13 protein-coding genes, 2 tRNA genes and 1 pseudogene are annotated in these 18,582 nt (G+C 70.2%); 8 read left to right on the top strand and 8 right to left on the bottom strand.

The window, feature by feature from the left end:
• Position 1: 1 nt before the first annotated feature.
• The 4 genes from pepN to ACIBK6_RS05030 all read left to right on the top strand — a co-directional run bounded on the left by pepN (position 2) and on the right by ACIBK6_RS05030 (position 5,478).
• Positions 2-2,617 (top strand): aminopeptidase N, encoded by a 2,616-nt coding sequence (gene pepN, locus ACIBK6_RS05045; RefSeq protein WP_399048861.1) that lies wholly within the window; start codon positions 2-4, stop codon positions 2,615-2,617.
• Positions 2,618-2,694: 77 nt separating this feature from the next.
• Entirely contained in the window at positions 2,695-3,639 is a 945-nt protein-coding gene (locus ACIBK6_RS05040) for a hypothetical protein (protein ID WP_399048859.1), read from the top strand.
• Positions 3,640-3,673: 34 nt separating this feature from the next.
• Positions 3,674-4,648: a nucleoside-diphosphate kinase gene (locus ACIBK6_RS05035; protein ID WP_399048858.1), complete on the top strand. Its 975-nt coding sequence runs from the start codon at positions 3,674-3,676 to the stop codon at positions 4,646-4,648.
• A 56-nt stretch (positions 4,649-4,704) separates the two neighbouring features.
• On the top strand, positions 4,705-5,478 hold the full coding sequence (locus tag ACIBK6_RS05030) for a thioesterase II family protein (protein WP_399048857.1): 774 nt from the start codon (positions 4,705-4,707) through the stop codon (positions 5,476-5,478).
• 46 nt (positions 5,479-5,524) lie between these two features.
• On the opposite strand, the gene ACIBK6_RS05025 is transcribed toward ACIBK6_RS05030, so the two are convergent.
• On the bottom strand, positions 5,525-8,560 hold the full coding sequence (locus ACIBK6_RS05025) for an amino acid adenylation domain-containing protein (RefSeq protein ID WP_399048856.1): 3,036 nt from the start codon (positions 8,558-8,560) through the stop codon (positions 5,525-5,527).
• Positions 8,561-8,961: 401 nt separating this feature from the next.
• On the opposite strand from ACIBK6_RS05025, the gene ACIBK6_RS05020 reads away from it, so the two are divergent.
• A complete protein-coding gene (locus ACIBK6_RS05020) occupies positions 8,962-9,306 on the top strand; it encodes a hypothetical protein (RefSeq protein ID WP_399049326.1) in 345 nt (114 codons plus the stop codon).
• A gap of 8 nt (positions 9,307-9,314) precedes the next feature.
• Here ACIBK6_RS05020 and ACIBK6_RS05015 read toward each other — a convergent pair.
• From ACIBK6_RS05015 to ACIBK6_RS05005, 3 genes and pseudogenes are all read right to left on the bottom strand, one after another.
• A pseudogene (locus ACIBK6_RS05015) lies at positions 9,315-9,452 on the bottom strand (hypothetical protein); the annotation flags it as partial.
• Between the two features lie 268 nt (positions 9,453-9,720).
• A complete protein-coding gene (locus ACIBK6_RS05010; RefSeq protein ID WP_399048854.1) occupies positions 9,721-11,361 on the bottom strand; it encodes a cytochrome bc complex cytochrome b subunit in 1,641 nt (546 codons plus the stop codon).
• Positions 11,362-12,933: 1,572 nt separating this feature from the next.
• Positions 12,934-13,006, bottom strand: a tRNA-Ala gene (locus tag ACIBK6_RS05005).
• Between the two features lie 152 nt (positions 13,007-13,158).
• Here ACIBK6_RS05005 and ACIBK6_RS05000 point away from each other — a divergent pair.
• The gene (locus tag ACIBK6_RS05000) at positions 13,159-13,707 is read left to right on the top strand and encodes a helix-turn-helix domain-containing protein (RefSeq protein WP_399048851.1); all 549 of its coding nucleotides are present in this window, start codon (positions 13,159-13,161) and stop codon (positions 13,705-13,707) included.
• A 26-nt stretch (positions 13,708-13,733) separates the two neighbouring features.
• Complete coding sequence (locus tag ACIBK6_RS04995; protein ID WP_399048850.1) at positions 13,734-15,170, top strand: protein kinase; 1,437 nt, start codon at positions 13,734-13,736, stop codon at positions 15,168-15,170.
• A gap of 21 nt (positions 15,171-15,191) precedes the next feature.
• Here ACIBK6_RS04995 and ACIBK6_RS04990 read toward each other — a convergent pair whose 3' ends face one another.
• Both ACIBK6_RS04990 and ACIBK6_RS04985 read right to left on the bottom strand, forming a co-directional pair.
• Complete coding sequence (locus ACIBK6_RS04990) at positions 15,192-16,484, bottom strand: hypothetical protein (protein ID WP_399048848.1); 1,293 nt, start codon at positions 16,482-16,484, stop codon at positions 15,192-15,194.
• A 141-nt stretch (positions 16,485-16,625) separates the two neighbouring features.
• Positions 16,626-16,760 (bottom strand): DLW-39 family protein, encoded by a 135-nt coding sequence (locus ACIBK6_RS04985; protein ID WP_003958712.1) that lies wholly within the window; start codon positions 16,758-16,760, stop codon positions 16,626-16,628.
• 222 nt (positions 16,761-16,982) lie between these two features.
• Between ACIBK6_RS04985 and ACIBK6_RS04980 the strand changes: the two genes are divergently transcribed.
• On the top strand, positions 16,983-17,438 hold the full coding sequence (locus ACIBK6_RS04980; protein ID WP_399048846.1) for a DUF6344 domain-containing protein: 456 nt from the start codon (positions 16,983-16,985) through the stop codon (positions 17,436-17,438).
• A gap of 382 nt (positions 17,439-17,820) precedes the next feature.
• Here the strand turns inward: ACIBK6_RS04980 and ACIBK6_RS04975 are convergent.
• Both ACIBK6_RS04975 and ACIBK6_RS04970 read right to left on the bottom strand, forming a co-directional pair.
• A tRNA-Ile gene (locus ACIBK6_RS04975) sits at positions 17,821-17,894 on the bottom strand.
• Between the two features lie 97 nt (positions 17,895-17,991).
• Positions 17,992-18,555 carry a DUF3566 domain-containing protein gene (locus ACIBK6_RS04970; RefSeq protein WP_399048845.1) on the bottom strand — a complete coding sequence of 188 codons (564 nt, stop codon included), beginning with the start codon at positions 18,553-18,555 and terminating at the stop codon, positions 17,992-17,994.
• Positions 18,556-18,582 lie beyond the last annotated feature (27 nt).

Below are 18,582 nucleotides of genomic sequence, written 5' to 3'. Positions count from 1 at the left end.
CATGCCCGGTACGAATCTGACGGCCCAGGAGGCCGAGCGGCGCTCCCACGCGCTCGCCGTGGCGACGTACGACATCGCCCTGGATCTGCGCGCGGCCGCCGACAGCGCCACCTTCCCGTCGGTGACGGAGATCCGCTTCGACTGCGCCGACCCGGCCGAGCCGGTCTTCCTCGATCTGCGGGCGCCCGTGCTGCGGGAGGTCGTGGTCAACGGCCGGGCGCTCGCGGTGGACGAGGTCTTCCGGGACTCCCGGATCGAGCTGGCGCACCTGGTGGCGGGCCGCAACGAGGTGCGGGTGGTGGCCGACTGCGCGTACACGAACACCGGCGAGGGCCTGCACCGCTTCACCGACCCGGTGGACGGGCACGTCTATCTCTACAGCCAGTTCGAGGTGGCGGACGCCCGCCGGGTCTTCGCCTGCTTCGACCAGCCTGACCTGAAGGCGCGCTTCCGGTTCACCGTGACCGCCCCCGCCGACTGGACGGTCATCTCCAACTCGACCCCAGAATCGGTCGACGTGGCCCAACAGGCCTACTCCATATGGTCGTTCGGGCAGACACCCAGGCTCTCCACCTACGTGGTCTCGCTGGTCGCCGGTCCCTACCACGCCGTCCACAGCGAGCACCGGCGCGCCACCGGCCGCATCCCGCTGGGCCTGTACTGCCGCCAGAGCCTCGCCGAGCACCTCGACGCGGACGAGATCCTCGCCGTGACGCGGCAGGGCTTCGACTGGTTCGAGGAGCGGTTCGGCCACCCGTACCCCTTCGAGAAGTACGACCAGATCTTCGTCCCCGGTTTCAACGCGGGAGCCATGGAGAACGCGGCCGCCGTCACCTTCAGCGAGAAGTACGTCTTCCGCTCCCGGGCCACCGAGGCCGCCCACCGCAAGCGGGCCGCCACGATCCTGCACGAGCTCAGCCACATGTGGTTCGGCGATCTGGTCACCATGGCGTGGTGGAGCGACCTGTGGCTCAACGAGTCCTTCGCCACCTACTGCTCCTTCGCCTGCCAGGCGCTCGCGCCCGACTCGCCCTGGTCCGACGCGTGGACCACGTTCGCCAACCACCAGAAGGCCAAGGCCTACCGCCAGGACCAGCTCCCCTCCACGCACCCCGTGGTGGCGGAGATCCGCGACCTCGACGACGTGCTGGTCAACTTCGACGGCATCACCTACGCCAAGGGCGCGTCCGTCCTGAAGCAACTGGCGGCGTACGTCGGCACGGACGCCTTCTTCGCGGGCGTACGCGGCTACATCGCGGCCCACGCCTACGGCAGCACGCGGATGGGCGATCTGCTGCGGGCGCTGGAGGAGGCCTCGGGGCGGGACCTGGGCACATGGTCGAAGCTGTGGCTGGAGACCGCGGGGATCAATGTGCTGCGGCCCGAGATCGAGACGGACGCCGCGGGCCGCATCACCGCCTTCCGGGTCCGCCAGGAGGCCCCGGCCCTGCCGCCCGGCGTCCCCGGCGAGGCGGCGCTGCGCCCGCACCGCCTCGCCATCGGCTGCTACACCCTGGACGGCGCGAGCGGAGAGCTGCGGCGCACCCACCGCACGGAGCTGGATGTCGCGGGCGCCTGCACGGACGTACCCGGTCTGGTGGGGCTCGACCGCCCCGACGTGGTGCTCCTGAACGACGACGACCTCACCTACGCCAAGGTCCGCTTCGACCAGGAGTCCCTGCGCGCCCTGACGGCGCACCTCGGCGCGTTCACCGATCCGCTGCCCCGCGCCCTGTGCTGGGCGGCGGTCTGGGACATGACGCGGGACGGCGAACTGGCCGCCCGGGACTATCTGCGCCTGGTGCTCTCCGCCGTCGGCTCCGAGCGCGACATCGGCGTCGTGGAGTCGCTGCACCGCCAGGTCCCGCACGCCCTGAAGCACTACACCGAACCGGCCGCGCGCGCGGCGCTGCTGGCCCACTGGGCCGGGGCCGCCCGCGAACGGCTGCGCTCGGCCGAGCCGGGCAGCGACCACCAACTCGCCTGGCTGCGCGCCTTCGTGGCGGCCACGCGCACCGAAGCCCACCTCGATGAGCTCTGCGGACTGCTCGACGGGTCGGCACCGGTACCGGGTCTGGTGGTGGACGCCGAGGTGCGCTGGTCGATCGTGGTACGGCTGGCCGCCGCCGGACGCATCGGCGAGGACACGATCGCGGCCGAGCAGCGCCGCGATCCCACGCCCGCCGGCGAGTACCAGGCGGCGACGGCCCGTGCCGCCCGTCCCGGCGCGGACGCCAAGGCGGCGGCCTGGGCGGCCGTGGTGGACCGCGGCGAGCTGCCCAACCAGCTGCAGCGAGCGGTGATCGCGGGCTTCGCCGAGACCCACGACCCCGCCCTGCTGGCGCCGTACACGGACCGGTACTTCGAGGCGCTCCAGGACGTCTGGGAGACCCGGAGCCACGAGATGGCCCAGCAGATCGTGCTCGGCCTCTACCCCGCGCCGGCGGACGACCGCACCGTCCTCGACGCGACCGGGGCCTGGCTGGAGCGGCACCCCGCCGCCTCGCCCGCGCTGCGCCGCCTGGTCCTCGAACAGTACGACGACGCCGAACGCGCCCTGCGCGCGCAAGCCACCGACCGGAACCGGCACACCGACGAGGGCGCCGAGCCCTTCTGACGGCCACGCCCCAGGGACCACCACACCACCGCGGCTGTCCCCAACTCTCCTGAGGACAGCACGGATTGGACAGGAACATGCGAGAAAACCTCTACGAGTTCTACGGGTACCGGGTCCTGTGCACGGCGCCCGCCGAAGCCGGGGCCCTGGTCGGCCGGCTCTTCGGCGCCCCCCTGCCGCCCGACGGCACGGGCCTGACATCCCCGGCCGCACAGACCGTGCACCTGTCCGTCGAGCTGGCCGACACGGACCGCGCCCCCGTGCCGCCGCCGTACTTCCCGCCGGGCTGGGACACGACGGACGAGGTCGTCCTGGACACGGCGAGCTCGCGGGCGGTGGTGTCCCCCGCGCGCTGGACGGTCCGGGTGACGCTGGCCCGCTCCGACCTCGCCGACCCCGTCGTGTGGGGCCGCTGGCTCCTGGAGAAGGCCTTCCTCGTCCTCACACTCCGCTCCGGGAGCCACTACGGGCTGCACGCCGGCGCCCTGTCGGTGGGCGGCCGCGCGGCACTGGTCACCGCGGACAGCGGCGTCGGCAAGTCGACGTTCACCGCATGGGGCCTGTTCAAGGGCGCCGACTTCGGCGGCGAGGACGCGATGATGCGCCATCTGGACGACGCCGAACCCCGGTTCTGGGGCTATCCGCGCTGCGCCTACCTCGACCCGGCGCTGATCAAGAGCAGGCCCGAACTGGCGGAGGCACCGGCCGCGCCCGTGCCCGCGCGCGACAAGAGCCGCGTCGAATGGCCCGCCCGCTACGAGAACCGGCTGCGCCCGGCCATGCGACCGCGGGCCCTGCTCGTGCTGACCCGGCAGCACGAGACCGTACGGCCGCTGGAGGTCGACGCGGTGCTCGACCTGTGCCGCAGCGACTTCGCGGCGGGCAAGAGCAGTCCCGCCGTACTGGAGCGGGTGGAGAGCGATCTGCGCGGGCTGCTCTCGGACCTGGCCGTCCTCGAATTCGGCCTCACTCCCGACCTGGACACCAACTTCGACCGGCTGGCGTCCGTCCTGCACGGCTGACCGCCGGGGGACACCCCCCTGGACCCGCACCCCTATGAACGAGAAAGCGATGGGCGACATGGGCCCCACGAACTGGACCACCCTCACGCGTATGCCGGTCAAGGCGTACCACTACGAGCTCGACACCTGCTTCCGCGAAGGGCTCGGTGAGTGCCGCGAGGCCTTCGGCGACGAGCGGGACGCCATCCTGCACCGCTCCGCGCTGATGCTCGTCAAGCCCGACGGGATGGCCACCGGAAAGCTGGGGCTCATCCTGGACTTCCTGGCCCGCCACGAGTTCACGGTCATCGGCGCCGAGATGTTCCATTTCAACCGCCACACCGGCCGCGAACTCTGGCGCCACCAGCACACGTTGGCCACCCTGGACCGCCTCGCGGTGAACGACGTCGTGCTCCAGGCCGGGCCCACCCTGCTGCTGCTCCTGCGCAGCCACGGCGGCCACGCCGTCCCCGCGACGGTCCACCTCAGCTCGCTCAAGGGGAAGGCCGACATGTCGGAGCAGGCCGCCGACAGCCTGCGCAGCATCCTCAACCGGCCCAACCGGATGTGCAGCATGATCCACTGCGCCGACGAACCGGCCGACCTGGTACGCGAGTTGAACCTGCTGATGGACCCCGCACCGCGCCGCCGGCTGCTCGGCCGCCTGGCGGCGGGCGCCCCGTCCCCGGCCGACGAGGAGCTCCTGGACCGGGTGCTGAACTCGGGGGAGTTCGGCGGGGTCACCCTCGACCGCGCGGGCGCGGTACGCCGCATCGCCACGATGGCGCGTGAGCGCGGCGAGGAGCGCCCGGAGCTCGCCGATGCCGCGCTGCGGATCTGCGCCTGGCTGGAGGCGGCGGAGCGCGGCGACGTGCTGCCCTGGCGGGAGTTCGCCGGTGTCCTCGGCTCGCTCGAACTCAAGCTGGACGTCTGGGACCTCGCCATCGTCGGCAGCAGCCACCTCCTGGAGGACGAGCCCGGCGCCATCAAGGTGATCGGCAACCCGGCGCCCGGCTCGTGGCTCACGTGACCCCGCCCGTCGCACGGCCTCGTCCCGTTCCCCGTTTCCCCGGCTCCGGAGGCCCTGTGGCACCGCCCACCCCGTACACACCGCCCTGGTGGTCGCAGCTGCGGCCGCAATTGGAGCCCGACCGCACGCCCCGGGTCCGGCTCCTGGTCGTACCGCACTCCGGCGGCGGCCCCAACCGCTATCTGCGCCTGGTCGGCGGTCTGCCCGCCGACGTGGAGGTGCTGGGGCTCACGCTGCCGGGCCGGGAGCGCCGGCTGACCGAGCCGCCGGGCGCCACCCTGGAAGAAGTGATCGCGAACCTCGGGACGACCGCACTGCCCACCGTGGTGTTCGGGCACAGCCTGGGCGCCACCCTCGGTCTCCACCTGGCCCACGCCCTCGGGGAGCACTGCCTCGGTCTGGTCGCGTCCGGGCAGGTGCCGCGCGGCCGGGGCGGGCGGCTCTCCGAGCAGTCCAGCGACGAGGACATCCGGCTGCTGCTCGAACTCGGCGGCGACCTGCCTCCCGAGGTGTTCAAGGACGAGGCCTGGCGCACCGCGCTGCTCAGCAATATGCGCGAGGATCTCAAGCTGGGTGCCGAGGCCGCCGAGCGCGGCGCCGAGCTGCGCATCGACGCGCCCATCACGGTGCTGTGCGGAAGCGAGGACCGGCTGGTCGACTCGGCCGCTCTCGCGGGCTGGGGCGCCCACTCGACGGCGGGCTGCGAGGTGCAGGTCTTTCCCGGCGGGCACTTCGCCCTCTTCGACCCCGTCAACCGGCCGCGGTTCGTCAAGGCGATCGAGGACCTGCTCGCCACCGCCCCCACGCTCGTGAACACGCGGCGGACCTGACACCCACCGGGGCCCGGCCCGCTTCGGCGGACCGGGCCCCGGCCGCTCAGGCCTGCGAGGTGAATGCGTACAGCAGCTGCTCCAATTGCGCTGCGAACCGCGCCACTTGGCCGTCCGCCACCGACGGCGGGAACTCGATCCGCCCGGTCATCCCGAGCTCGCCGTGGTCGGTGAGCAGGAGCGTCCACGGCCAGCGCGCCCCCAGAGGGTTCACGTCCAGGGACCGCGCGGTGCGACCGGGACCGGAGAGGACGCCCGCCGGATCGCGGTTCCAGGCGATCAGCAACGGCACGACGGACCGCGCGTCGCGCAGTCCCAGCTCGGCCATCAGGGACGGGAAGGGCACCCGCGCCATCCCTTGTGCCTCGGCGATGACCTCGCCCGCCCGGCGCAGCGCGGTGCGCGCGGCCGGGGCGTCCCCGCCGCCGGCGGGAGCCGGTCCGAACGGGACAGTGGTGAGGAGGTACCCCGCCGCGTCGGCGTCGGCCGCCTCGTCCCGGTCGGCCACGGCAAGGGCGAACCTGCCATCGGTGCCGGCGAGTTGGCACACCGGGTCGAGCAGGGCGGCGAGGGTGACCGCGAACGGCGTGGTGCCCTGGCGCCGTGCGCAGTCGCGAACCCCGGCCCACACGCCCGGCCCGACCGCCAGGTTGTGCACCTGGCAGGAGTCCTGCGCAGCGGGCGGGCGCGCCTCGCCCCGCGGCAGCCAGGCGCGTACCCGCTCGGCCGCCGCCTGGACGGCCAGCTTTCCGTCCGTCGAATCGAGGTACTCCCGCTGACGGCGCGCGTAGCCCGCGTGCCCACGCTCCACCCGGTCACCGGCCGCCCGGCCGTCCAGGGCGGCCGCGAGCTCCTCGATCACGATCCGGGCGCTCCACGCGTCGACCACGAGGTGGTGCCAGACGATCAGCAGGCGGACCGTGTCCGGTGCCGCGAGGACGGCGGCGCGTACGAGCGGCCCCGCACCGAGGTCGAACGCCGGCCGTTGCAGCGCGGCCAGCATCTGCTGCCACGCGTCGTCCACCGCCTCGCCCGGTTCGACCGAACGCACCGCGACCGCCACCGGTTCGCCGTCGGTCACGAACTGCATGGTGTCGATGTCGATCCGGCCGCGGAAGACGACGTGCCGGTTGAGTACGGCCGTCAGCTCCCGGGCGACACGGTGCGCGTCGGCCGCGCCGGTCAGCTCCACCGCCACCGCCTCGTGGAAGGCGCCCGGAGCCGTGCTGGTCAGCTCGGCGGCCCAGATCCCGGCCTGGCCCGGCGTCATCGGCGCGGTGTCCTGCCCGGGCCCGTCACCGGCCGGCTCGGCCAGGGCGGGCAGGGTGGTCAGCTCGGCCGACAGGTCGGCGAGGGTCCGCGCGGCGAGCACGTGGGCGGCGGTGACGGCCCGGCCGGTGACCGCGCGCAGCGCGGCCGAGAGCTGTGCGGCCTGCAGGGAGTCGCCGCCCATCTCGGCGAATCCGAGGCCGAGCGGCGAGGCCGGCGCGTGCCGCAGCACCTCACGGCAGGCGTTCTCGACGATGTGCTCGCCCGCGTCCCGGGCGGGCCGGGCCGGCCGGTCGTCCAGTTGGGGGAGCGCCGACCGGTCGAGCTTGCCGTCGCTGGTCATCGGTATCCGCTCCAGCGCGAGGAAGCGCCGGGGCACGGCCTGTGCGGGAACCTCCTCCGCCAGCCGCTCCTTGATCCCGGCCCACAGGCCGTCGGCATCGGCGACCGTCCCGGCATCGGTGGCGGCCTCCGAGAGGACGACGAAGGCCGTCAGCAGCGAGGGGCCGCCGGGTCCGGCCGGTCTGGCGAGCACGGCGACGTCCGCTATCTCCGGCAGGCGCCGGAGCGCGGCCTCGGTCTCCGCCGGTTCGATGCGTACGCCGTCGATCTTGAGCTGGTCGTCCATCCGGCCCAGGAACGTCAGGTTGCCGGCGGGGTCGGCGACGACCAGGTCGCCGGTCCGGTACATGAGGCCGTCGCCGTCGGCGGCGCGCAGGAAGCGTTCGGCGGTGCGGCGCGGATCATGCAGATAGCCGATCGCCAGGCCGGCACCGGCGACGAAGAGCTCCCCGGGCCGCCCCGGCTCGACCGGCGCCAGCCGCTCGTCCAGGACGAAGCCGCGGTTGCCCTCGATGACGGTGCCGATAGGGGTCCGCTGCTGCGGGTCGTCGCACCGGTCGGGAACGGTGTAGAGCGTGGCGCACACCGTGGTCTCGGTCGGCCCGTACCCGTTGATGACGGCCATCTCCGGCAGCGAGGAGCGCAGTTGGACCAGCAGCCCCATGGGGATCGGCTCGACGCCGGTCAGCAGCCGCCGGAGCGCGGGAGCCGGGCCGCCGCGCAGGACCCGGTCGCGCAGCGCCGGGAGGAACTGCGGTGGCAGGTAGGCGGATTCGACGCGCTGACGGGCCAGGTAGTCGAGGGTGGCGTCGATGTCGCGCCGGTGGTCGTCCGGTACCGGAACGACGGTTCCGCCGCTGCACAGCGCGCTCCACATCTCGTACACGGACACGTCGAAGCCGGGGGAGGTCCACCAGCTGTGCCGGGCTCCCGGGCCGAGCGGCGCGCGGCGCTGGAACGCGGCCAGCAGGTTGTGCACACCGCGCGCCGGAACCACGACCCCCTTGGGTACGCCGGTGGAGCCCGAGGTGTAGATGACGTAGGCGGGATCGTCGTCCCCGGTGGCGGGGGCGTGCCGGGCGATGTCCGCCCCCTCGGGCGCGGCCGGGGACTCCGTCAGGGACGCGATCGCGCGCCGGGCGTCCTCGGCCCGGAGAACGGCCGAGGGCCGGGCGTCCCGCAGGATCTGTTCGCGCCGCTTCGCCGGTCCTGACACGTCGAGCGGGAGATAGGCGGCGCCGACCGCGACCGCGGCCAGCACGCTGACGACGAAGTGCGGCCCGACCGACATCTCGATGGCGACGAGATCGCCCTTCGCGATGTTCCGGTCGGCCAGCTTGTCCGCCAACGCGGCCGCCGCGGCGGCCAGTTGCCGGTAGTCGAGAACCGCTTCCGGACTGGCGAACGCCTCGGTCCCGGGATGGGCCTCGGCGACTTCCATGAACGCCCGCCACAGGTTTCCGCGCGTCAACAGAGGCCTCCGTGCATGGTGAAATCTCCCCCCGAAGACGGGCACAGGACGGTGTCACAACGACTGCCGACGGCAGGGTACATGGCTCTACTTGAACGCCCGCTCGATATGCGCATGACAGTCACCCGCGGATGCTGAAGTCCGGCGACGCCGACGGCGGCGGCGCAGCCGTGCCCTCGGGTCGGGGGGCCTGATGAGCGTCTTCGATCACGAGACCGCACGGGCGGCCGGAAAGCGGCAGGGTTCGCGCTGCGAAAGCGCGGCGGCAGGTGCGTCTGATGCACCACAGGCACCGACCGCGGGTTCAGCAGGCAACCTCCCCCGCGCCGCGACCGAACAGAGTTCGGTGAGATGCGCAGGCGGCTTGTCAGGTCACGGCCCTGACAGGTCGCCATGGCTTCGTGAAGCGCTTTTTCGCTCAGCTTGGGTTCTCCGCCCCGTCGGCCACGGGCCAGGCCGAGGAGGGCGGACATGATCTCGTACTCGATCAGATGAGGCGCGGCGAGCCGGTCCTCCTTCGCGACGCGTTCGCGTACCTGGTGCCCGGTGGGTCCGTCGTCGGTGAGGAAGAAGACCAGAGCGGAGCAGTCGGCGACGATCGCCTGCCCGCCCTCGCGTCGTCGATCCCGGCCAGTACGTCGGATGTGGTGAGGCTCGCACTGGCTTCTGCCTCAGCATGGGCGGCGACTTCGGCGAGGGTGGGCCGGGACACCTCGCGCGCGAGTACGTCCAGCGCGTACGCCTGAAGCGACTTGCCCGCCTGGGCCGCACGGGTCTTCAGGGCGCTGAGGGTGTTTTCCGGGACGCGGTGATCCCACGACCTTCGTGATCCACAGAGTTCTGAATTACCTTCGAGGAGCCGGCGCACATTCCGCGAATAACACTCTTGCATCTGCGCGCCGTTGACGCTCCGCCACTTCCTCTTCCTCGACAGACCCCGCCCAGCGGACGGAAATCCGTTCTGGCCGCCGCTGACGCAGGCCGACACCCCGGCGGTGGTCGTCGGGGTGCCGGGCAGAAGTGGGCGCGGGTGGCCGCCATGGACCACCCGGCACCGGAAGATCACCTACCGGAAGGGGAAGCAGGACCCCACCCCCATCCCCGTCGGCGCCACCGGTGCCGGATTCAGTGCCCGAGGCTTGATCACAGGTGGAATTCGATCAGTGATGGCCGCTGCTGACCCGCTCCTTGTGTTCCTCAGCAGTCGCCTTGGCGATCTGGCTCTCCTCACCGAAGTAGGCCCTTGAAAGCCTGGCACGCAGCTTCTCGCTCCACTTGATCTTTCGCCGGACGCCGTTTTCGTCCGTCGCCGGCGGCATCTCATGGGGAGCGTATTGCTCGTGCGCGGTGAGCGTGAACAGCTGTTCCCGCGAAAGCGGCTCATGGATCTCGACGTACTCGCCGTGCGACAGGCGCTTGATGACGCCGCCCTCCCGGCCATGTTCCACTTTTTCCTTGTCGCGGCGCTGGAGTCCGAGACAGATCCTCTTGGTGATGACGAACACCAGCACCGGCACCACGAAGAAGCCGAACCGGGCGGTCAAGGTGATCACGTTGATCGACAGATGGAAGTGCGTGGCCACCAGGTCGTTGCCGCCGCCGAGCAGCAGGAGCAGGTACTCGGCGGACCAGGCAGCGCCGAACGCGGTGCGCGTCGGATTGTTGCGGGGGCGTTCCGTGATGTGGTGTTCACGATTGTCGCCGGTGATCCAAGCCTCGATGAACGGATACAGCCACAGCGTCAGGAGGACGGTCGGGAAGACGATCAGCGGGATGAACACGCCGAGCTGGAGAGTGTGACCCAGGAAATTGATCTCCCAGCCGGGCATGATGCGGATCAGACCTTCGGAGTAGCCCATGTACCAGTCGGGTTGGGCGTTGGTAGTCACCTGATCGGGCCGGTAGGGGCCGTAACTCCAGATCGGATTGATCTGGGCGATGGCCGCCATTGCAGCCAGGACGCCGAAGACGAGGAAGAAGAAACCGCCGGCCTTAGCCATGTAGACCGGCAGCAGAGGCATGCCCACGACGTTTTTGTTGGACCTGCCTGGGCCCCAGCTTTGGGTGTGCTTGTGGTAGAAGACCAGCATCAGGTGGACCACGAGCAGGCCCAGCATGATGCCTGGGATCAGCAGCACGTGGATCGTGAACAACCGTGCGATCAAGTCCACGCCGGGGAACTCCCCGCCGAAGAAGAAGAAGGAGAGATACGTGCCGACGATCGGCACGGAGAGAATCGCCCCTTCCATGAAGCGGACTCCGGTGCCGGACAGCAAGTCATCCGGGAGTGAATAGCCCATGAAGCCGTCGAACATTCCGAGAATCAGCAGCCCGGCACCGAAGAGCCAGTTGATCTCTCGGGGCTTACGAAACGCGCCGGTGAAGAAGACGCGCATCATATGCACGAGCATGGCTGCAATGAAGACGATGGCGGCCCAGTGATGGATTTGGCGGAGCAGCAAGCCACCACGCAGTTCGAAGCTGATGTCCATGGTCGACTCGAAAGCTTCACTCATGCGGATGCCGTTCAACGGCACGTAGGACCCGTGGTAGACGACCTCAGCCATGCTGGGTTTGAACCAGAACGTCAGATAGACACCAGTCAGAATGATGATGAGAAAGGAGTAGAGAGCCACCTCTCCGAGCATGTAGGACCAGTGGTCGGGGAAGATCTTCCTGAGATTCGGCTTGGCGATCGCGAACAAGCCGAGGCGGTCGTCCGCCCAGGTCGCGAGCTTCTCCCCCGTGGACTCCGGCCCTGCACGATGACCGGAAGAAGGGGTGTGGTGCGCAGAGGTCATACGTCGTGCTCCCGGAGGTTGGGGCCGCCTTCTCCGGCGACCGCGCCACACTTGTGCCCTGCGGGCTGTGGCCGGTGTTCCATCGCTTCTTCCTGGCTACTTGCTGTGTGCCGGCACGGACTTGACTCTCTGGAGAGCGGACGCGTACCGAACTGCTGCACCGGCATACGGCCGTCCCGGCCTTACCGGGCACCGAGGCTGAATGAGCATCCACCAGTGGAGGTATCAGAAAACAACGCCACTCCGAGAAGGATCGGCCTGTCTGCCGTGATTGAAGGCAACGTATGACTGGTCAAGGAACCGATCTCCTCGTCCGATGAGTATGTGCCTGCCCTCACTGCGCTGCGCCACGACAATAAACTTCCCGTTCTGCCAACGTGGCCCCATATTCCACCCATTCGCACGAGAGCGGGGCACTTGGCCGGGGTTTTTCACCCGGATGCGCAGAAGAGTGGCGAGATTGCCTGAATGTATTGCCGGTCAGGGGTTGTGGAGAACAGCTGCCATTCGCCCATTGGCGCATGATGGAGCAGATGGGTGAATCGGCGGGTGCTGACGCAGAGGCCAGCCCCACCGAACGCGACTTCTCCATCGCATCCTGCGGCGCTCTCGCAGCGGGCAGGCCGAGATTGCCGGACTGCCGACATTGGCCCTTGCGGCTCCGGGCGGTTTCGATGGCCACGGGTTCGACGGATGACGACGGCATTGAGGACCGGCGAGGCGACGATCTTCGAAACCGCCATCGGGTTCGGCACTCCCGACCACACGCGACGCCGTCAGGCCGGGTGAACCGGGACGGTCCACAGGTTCACCAGGTGCCTCGCGAGTGAAACGTCCTCGATGAAGACCAGCACCTGGAAGCGCAACTGCGCTCGCACGCCTCTCCTTCGCCACCGGGGCGGGCTGGGGGCGACAGTGGACCGGATCCCGTGGCCTGCCAAGAATCTGCGGACCTCGTCAGCGGATTCAGGTGTAGCGACACGTGCCACAGGCGCGAGCAATCCGTACGGGTAAGGACGAGCGCGCCCTCCGGCCACGAGCGCACGAACTGCATGGACCCAGCCACGTGCGCCCATGACCTCAATACCTCCGGCTCGGCGGATCATCGACGGCACGGTTGCCGCATACACCCCAATACGACAGATGCAACCACAAGTCATAAAACGCCACTAAGGCTTCAGATGGGGTGTCATGGTGAAAAAACGGATTCCCGTGTTGACGAACCAGGCTCAACCCAGGACTTCGCCGAGGAAGGCGCTCCACGATTGGAAGAACGGTCGCGGTTTCGCGGCCCTTGCGGATGGACGGGCGCAGCCGGGCTGGCCTGAACTGCAGCCGTTCACTTCCCCCGGCGGTCCGTGACACCACAGCCGGGAAATCGCCGCCTCCACCGCACCCGCAGCGCCGGACAGCGCCAGGAGCCTGGGGGATCCACCAGGTGAGAGCGAAGGCTTCACAACCCGGAAAGATCCAGGACTCCGCCACCAACCCGGGGCACCGATATGCCCACCATTGGGCACAAAAAATGCCCTCCGAAACCGCGTTTCCGCAGGTCAGAGGGCATTTACCGGGTGGAGCCTAGGAGATTCGAACTCCTGACATCTGCCTTGCAAAGGCAGCGCTCTACCAACTGAGCTAAGGCCCCGGATGAGGTGTTGCGGGAACAGAGTACCGGGTGGAGCCGGGGATCTCGCAAAAGGATTGGGACTCCCGGTGGACGACCACTCTCCGTAAGATGCTCGGCGAGGTTCGCACCCGTGAAGCGGCCTCACTGGGGAAGCGATGGGGAGACGCGCAATGGACGCAGCACAGCAGGAAGCGACCGCCAGAGCCAGGGAGCTTCAGCGCAGCTGGTACGGAGAGCCGCTGGGGGCGCTCTTCCGCCGCCTGATAGACGACCTGGGGCTCAACCAGGCCCGGCTCGCCGCTGTTCTCGGGCTCTCGGCGCCCATGCTGTCGCAGCTCATGAGCGGGCAGCGCGCCAAGATCGGCAATCCGGCCGTGGTGCAGCGCGTCCAGGCCCTCCAGGATCTGGCCGGACAGGTCGCCGACGGCAGTGTGAGCGCCGTCGAGGCCACCGACCGCATGGAGGAGATCAAGAAGTCGCAGGGCGGCTCGGTGCTGACCAACACCGCCCAGACGACGTCCAGTTCGGGCGCCCCGACGGTACGTCGCGTGGTCCGCGAGATCCAGTCGCTGCTGCGTTCCGTGGCGGCCGCGGGCGACATCATCGAGGCCGCCGACACCCTCGCCCCGGCCCACCCCGAGCTGGCAGAGTTCCTCCGGGTGTACGGCGCCGGGCGCACCGCGGAGGCGGTCTCGCACTACGAGGCGCATCAGAGCTGACAGGGTCCGATCCAGGGGGGCGCCGGGTGGGTGAGGTCTTCGCCGGTCGGTACGAGCTGATCGATCCGGTCGGACGCGGCGGGGCCGGGGCCGTCTGGCGCGCCTGGGACCGGCGCCGGCGCCGCTACGTGGCGGCCAAGGTGCTCCAGCAGAGCGATGCCCACACCCTGCTCCGGTTCGTCCGCGAGCAGGCCCTCAGGATCGACCACCCGCACGTCCTGGCCCCGGCCAGCTGGGCCGCGGACGACGACAAGGTCCTGTTCACCATGGACCTGGTGAGCGGCGGCTCGCTGGCCCACCTGATCGGCGACTACGGGCCGCTGCCGCCTCGGTTCGTGTGCACCCTGCTCGACCAGCTCCTCGCCGGTCTGGCCGCGGTGCACGCGGAGGGCGTCGTGCACCGCGACATCAAACCGGCCAACATCCTTCTGGAAGCCACCGGAAGCGGCCGCCCGCACCTGCGGCTCTCCGACTTCGGCATCTCGATGCGCAAGGACGAACCGCGCCTCACCGAGACCAACTACGTGGTGGGGACGCCGGGTTACTTCGCCCCCGAGCAGATGATGGGCGCGGAGCCCGACTTCCCCGCCGACCTGTTCGCGGTCGGCCTGGTCGCGCTGTACCTCCTGGAGGGCAGCAAGCCGGACGCACGGGCACTCGTCGAGTACTTCGCCGCCCATGGCACTCCGGGAGCCCCTCAGGGCGTCCCCGAGCCCCTCTGGCAGGTGCTGGCGGGACTGCTCCAGCCGAACCCGCAGAACCGCTTCCGCACGGCCACGGGGGCCCGCAAGGCACTGGCGCAGGCGGTCGAACTGCTCCCCGAGCAGGCCCCGGACGAAGAACCCGTCGAGGTCTTCGACCAGATCGGCCCCCTGCCGCCCGGCTTCGCCGAGGAAGGCCCCGGCCAACCGGCCCCGGAGGCTTCAGTCTCCGTACGGCAGACGGGCGTGGAGCGGGCTGGCGGGCAGCAGGCGGGCCGGCAGCAACTCCCCGGGGAGCAGGGGCATATAGGGCAGGGGTTGCATCAACAGGGCGCAGCATCCGATGAGTTGGGCTCCGGATGCACACCGCAGGGCACCGGCAGCCTTCCGCCGACCCCGCCCACACCCACACCCACACCCACACCCCCCACCCAAGCGCCGCCGCACGCGGACTCGTACGCGCCACCGCAGTACGAGCAGACCCCGAGGACTCCGGCGACCACCCCGTACACAGCTCCGTATCCCCAGGCGACCTCGTACCCCACCGCGACGCGGTACCCCGATGCGGCCCCGTACCTCAACGCGGGCTCCTACCCCAATGCGGCCTCGTACCCCAATGCGTCACCGCCGCCACAAGTTCCCGTCCAGGGCGGCGATTTCAGGCCGCGGCAGCCGGGGCCGTCCGCCAAGGTCGCGGTTCCGGTGCTCCTGGTGGCGCTGGTGTGCTTCGTGGTCGGCTTCTGGGCGCTGACGCAGACCTGAGGGCCCCGGAGCCTGGGGCGCCTACCAGGAGGCGGGCGGACCGAACCCTTGCGGCGCCGGGGCGGCCGCGCGCCTGCGGGCGACCAGCGTCCACACCCCGAGCCCGGCGACCAGCACCGTGCCCGAGCCGATTCCGGCGGCCGCGAGGAGTTTCATCGCGCTGTCGTCGGCAGAAGGGGCGGCCGTCCCGAAATCGGGCGCCCGACCCGCGTACGCCGGGCCGGATGTCGCCCCGCCCCGGATGCTCAGCCGCAGGGTCACGTCGTACGGCGTGTTCCCGAAGGTCTGCCCGACCTCGGGGCTGAGCGACACCGCCAGGTAGTAGGAACCGCTGAAGCGCATCGCCGAGACCTGGTCCGACGGCGCGTAGCGGTTCTCGTAGGCGACCGGCGCGAGCGGGTCGAGCGCGGCCTCCTTCTGCCTGCCCTCGTACGGCGCCGACGCTCCCGAGACCAGCCCGCGCCCGGGGTTGTAGAGCTGGAGGGACAGCGCGTTGCCGACGTAGCCGTCCTTGGCGGTGGCGATGCTGCCAAGGCCGGCGCCGGCGAAGAGCTGCTGCCCCCAGTCGAGCGGCACGCTGAAGAAGAGGGTCTCGCCCGGCTGGATCGTGTCCCTCCACTGTCCTTCGGACAGTGCGGGCGCATCGTAGAAGCCGCTGCCTCCGTGGCGCCGCTGCGGGGCGCCGGCCGGCGGGGCCGGTGACGCGGAGGGCCAGCCGGAGGGCGCCGTACTCGGCCCGGCGGTCTTCCTGGTGGGCTCGGTCGAGTAGCGCAGATCCAGACCCCAGTCGCCGGGCGTGGAGGCGGCGTCGCTCTCCCGCTCGACCACCATGTAGTACGTGCCCGGCTCCTGACAGGTCGACAGGCTTTTGCGCAGGGCACGATAGGCGTAGGCGGCGATGGGGTGCGGGTACTGCGCCGAGCCGATCGAACGGCGCTGGGAGTCGCAGTCGTTGCCGTCGGCGTCCTGGAGCGACACCTTGATGGAGTCGCCGTAGGCCAGCTTGGCGCCCGAGGGCCCCGGCACGGCGACCGCCGACACATAGGCGTCGTTCTCGCCGTCCAGGACGACCTGGAAGTAGAGCTTGCCGTTCGGCTTGATGACCGACCTGTAGGCGGTACCGGACCGCAGGACGGGCCCGTCGGTGTTCTTCGCCGCCCCCGCCACGTCCCGCACACCGTCGGGGTACCGGTACGGCTGCGGCTGCCCGGCCGCGTGTACGGGTCCCGGCGCCGCGAGCAGTGCGCAGAGCGCGCCCGCCACCGCCCCGATCCTGTGCGCCGCCGTCCGGGACCTGCTGTGCCTCGTCCTCACGTCGCCCCGCCCACCTTTGCCCTCGCAAGTCAATTATTCGCTTACGTGAACTCGCTCGTCACCGGGACCGCTCCCACCCCCGGGACAGCACGAAGCCCCGGCCACATCAGCGGCCGGGGCTTCGCAACTGGGTCTTCGGTCTCACACACCCGAACCTGCGGGCACGGAGTCGGTCGCCTCCGTCCACAGATCCTGCTCGGCGCGATCCGCCTGGATCTGGCGGTACACGAGGAGCCCGCCGATGGCGGCCAGTGCGACCAGGAGAAGCTTCTTCACCGCGCGACCTCGTCTTTCCTTGACGTAAGGGACCTCTGTCGCCCGACTATACACACCGATCGATATCAATCGGTGATGCTCCATCCGTGTGTACTTCATCGGAAGATCCGCCGATACGGTGCGTCGCTCCTCGCCACCTCCGCACTGCCCGCACATCATCAGATACAACGCAATTCGGGCAACCCAAAAGCGCACCCTGCGCATGGAAGAAGCGAGGAAGTCATGGCAACCAGCAAGCTCACGACGTGGTGGACGGCCCTCATCAGCATGTTCGTCGCGCTCTTCGCCGCTCTCGGCTTCGCCGGCCAGGCCTCCGCCGCCGCCCCCGTGGCTTCCGTACCGCAGCACGACGTGACGTACAACCGGAGCGAACTCCCCGCCTCCGTTGCTCCTACCGTGCACTGGGCCCTGCCCTCTCCCTCGGCCCTGCCGCCCACCATGAAGCAGCGCATCCGCGCCGAGGCCCATGGCGCCTCGCCCTCCTCCCGGCACCGCGCCGACGTCCGCGACGGGGGCGACGAGCCGAACGCGACCGATGACAGCGCCCAGGAGCCGGAAGCGCCCGGCGCCGGCACAGCCGAGAACAACGCCCCCGTCGGCGACGCCGCCGAGAACAGCACCCCCGCGGGCGGCGATGCGCCGGAAGCCCCCACCGGGGCCGAGGCCCCGACCTCCTGACCCAATCCGCTCCGCCCGAGCTGCGAGCCCGGCAACTTCCCCAAGTTGCCGGGCTCTTCGGCGTTTTCGGGGCCCCCGACGCCGCCCACAGTAAAAGCACAGGATTAAGGCGACAAAACGCCTCGGGGCCTCCAGAGTTTCGTCCTGGAGGCCCCGAGGCGTTCTGGTGGGCTCTTTAGGAGGCGTCGCTCACTCTTTGCGTGTGTCGAACTCGATCGCCATGGCGACCGGAAGCCGCGGGCGACGGCGAGCTCGTCGGCGTGCGTCCCGACACCCGGGAGGACCGGAGGGAGCCGAGGGCTGAGGGGACTGACGGGACGGCATGCAGAAGGCCCGGTGATCGTATGATCTACCGGGCCTGTGACCTGCATCAGGTCTGCTGTGGGGCTAACAGGATTTGAACCTGTGGCCTCATCCTTATCAGGGATGCGCTCTAACCAACTGAGCTATAGCCCCGCCGCGCTCTGCGGGATGTCCCGCGCGCTGACCTCTGAAGATTAGCGCACGGGACGCCCAGTCCCAAAATCGATAGCCGGGCGGCTGTGGACCGCTGCTACTCGTCCTCGGCGAGCGTGAGCTCGATGCCGCCCACGAACCCGGCCGACAGGTTGTAGATGAAGGCGCCGAGCGTCGCGAGCGCCGTGGCGAGCACCACGTCGATCACCGCGATGACCGACGTGAAGAGCAGCACCCGCGGCAGCGACAGGAACGACTGGAGGTCGAAGCCGTTGGACTCGTTGGAGCCGGTGGCCTCGCTGATCGTGCCGCCGACCGTGGAGAACACGCCCATGGCGTCCATGACCATCCACAGCACCGCCGCCGCGATCACCGTGCAGATGCCGAGCGCGATGGACAGCAGAAAGCTGACCTTCATCACCGACCACGGGTCTGCCTTGGCCACCCGCAGCCGCGCCTTGCGCGTACGGGGCGTCGTACGCGCCCCGGTACGCGGCCGGCGCACCGCCTCGGACCGGCTGCCCCGCTGCGGCGCGGGATAGGCCTGCGGCGGGTGGTAGGGCTGCTGGCCCTGCGGGAGCCTCTCACGCTCGCCGGGCAGCGGCCCGTTGGCGTGGCCCTCGTACTCCGTGCGGCCCTGTGGCCCCCGGGTGTCCGTCACCGTTACCCCCTGGGAGTCCGCGGCAGG

This window comes from Streptomyces sp. NPDC050485 (assembly GCF_044458185.1).
Lineage (GTDB): Bacteria > Actinomycetota > Actinomycetes > Streptomycetales > Streptomycetaceae > Streptomyces.
This window is presented reverse-complemented; position numbering and strand designations above follow the sequence as displayed.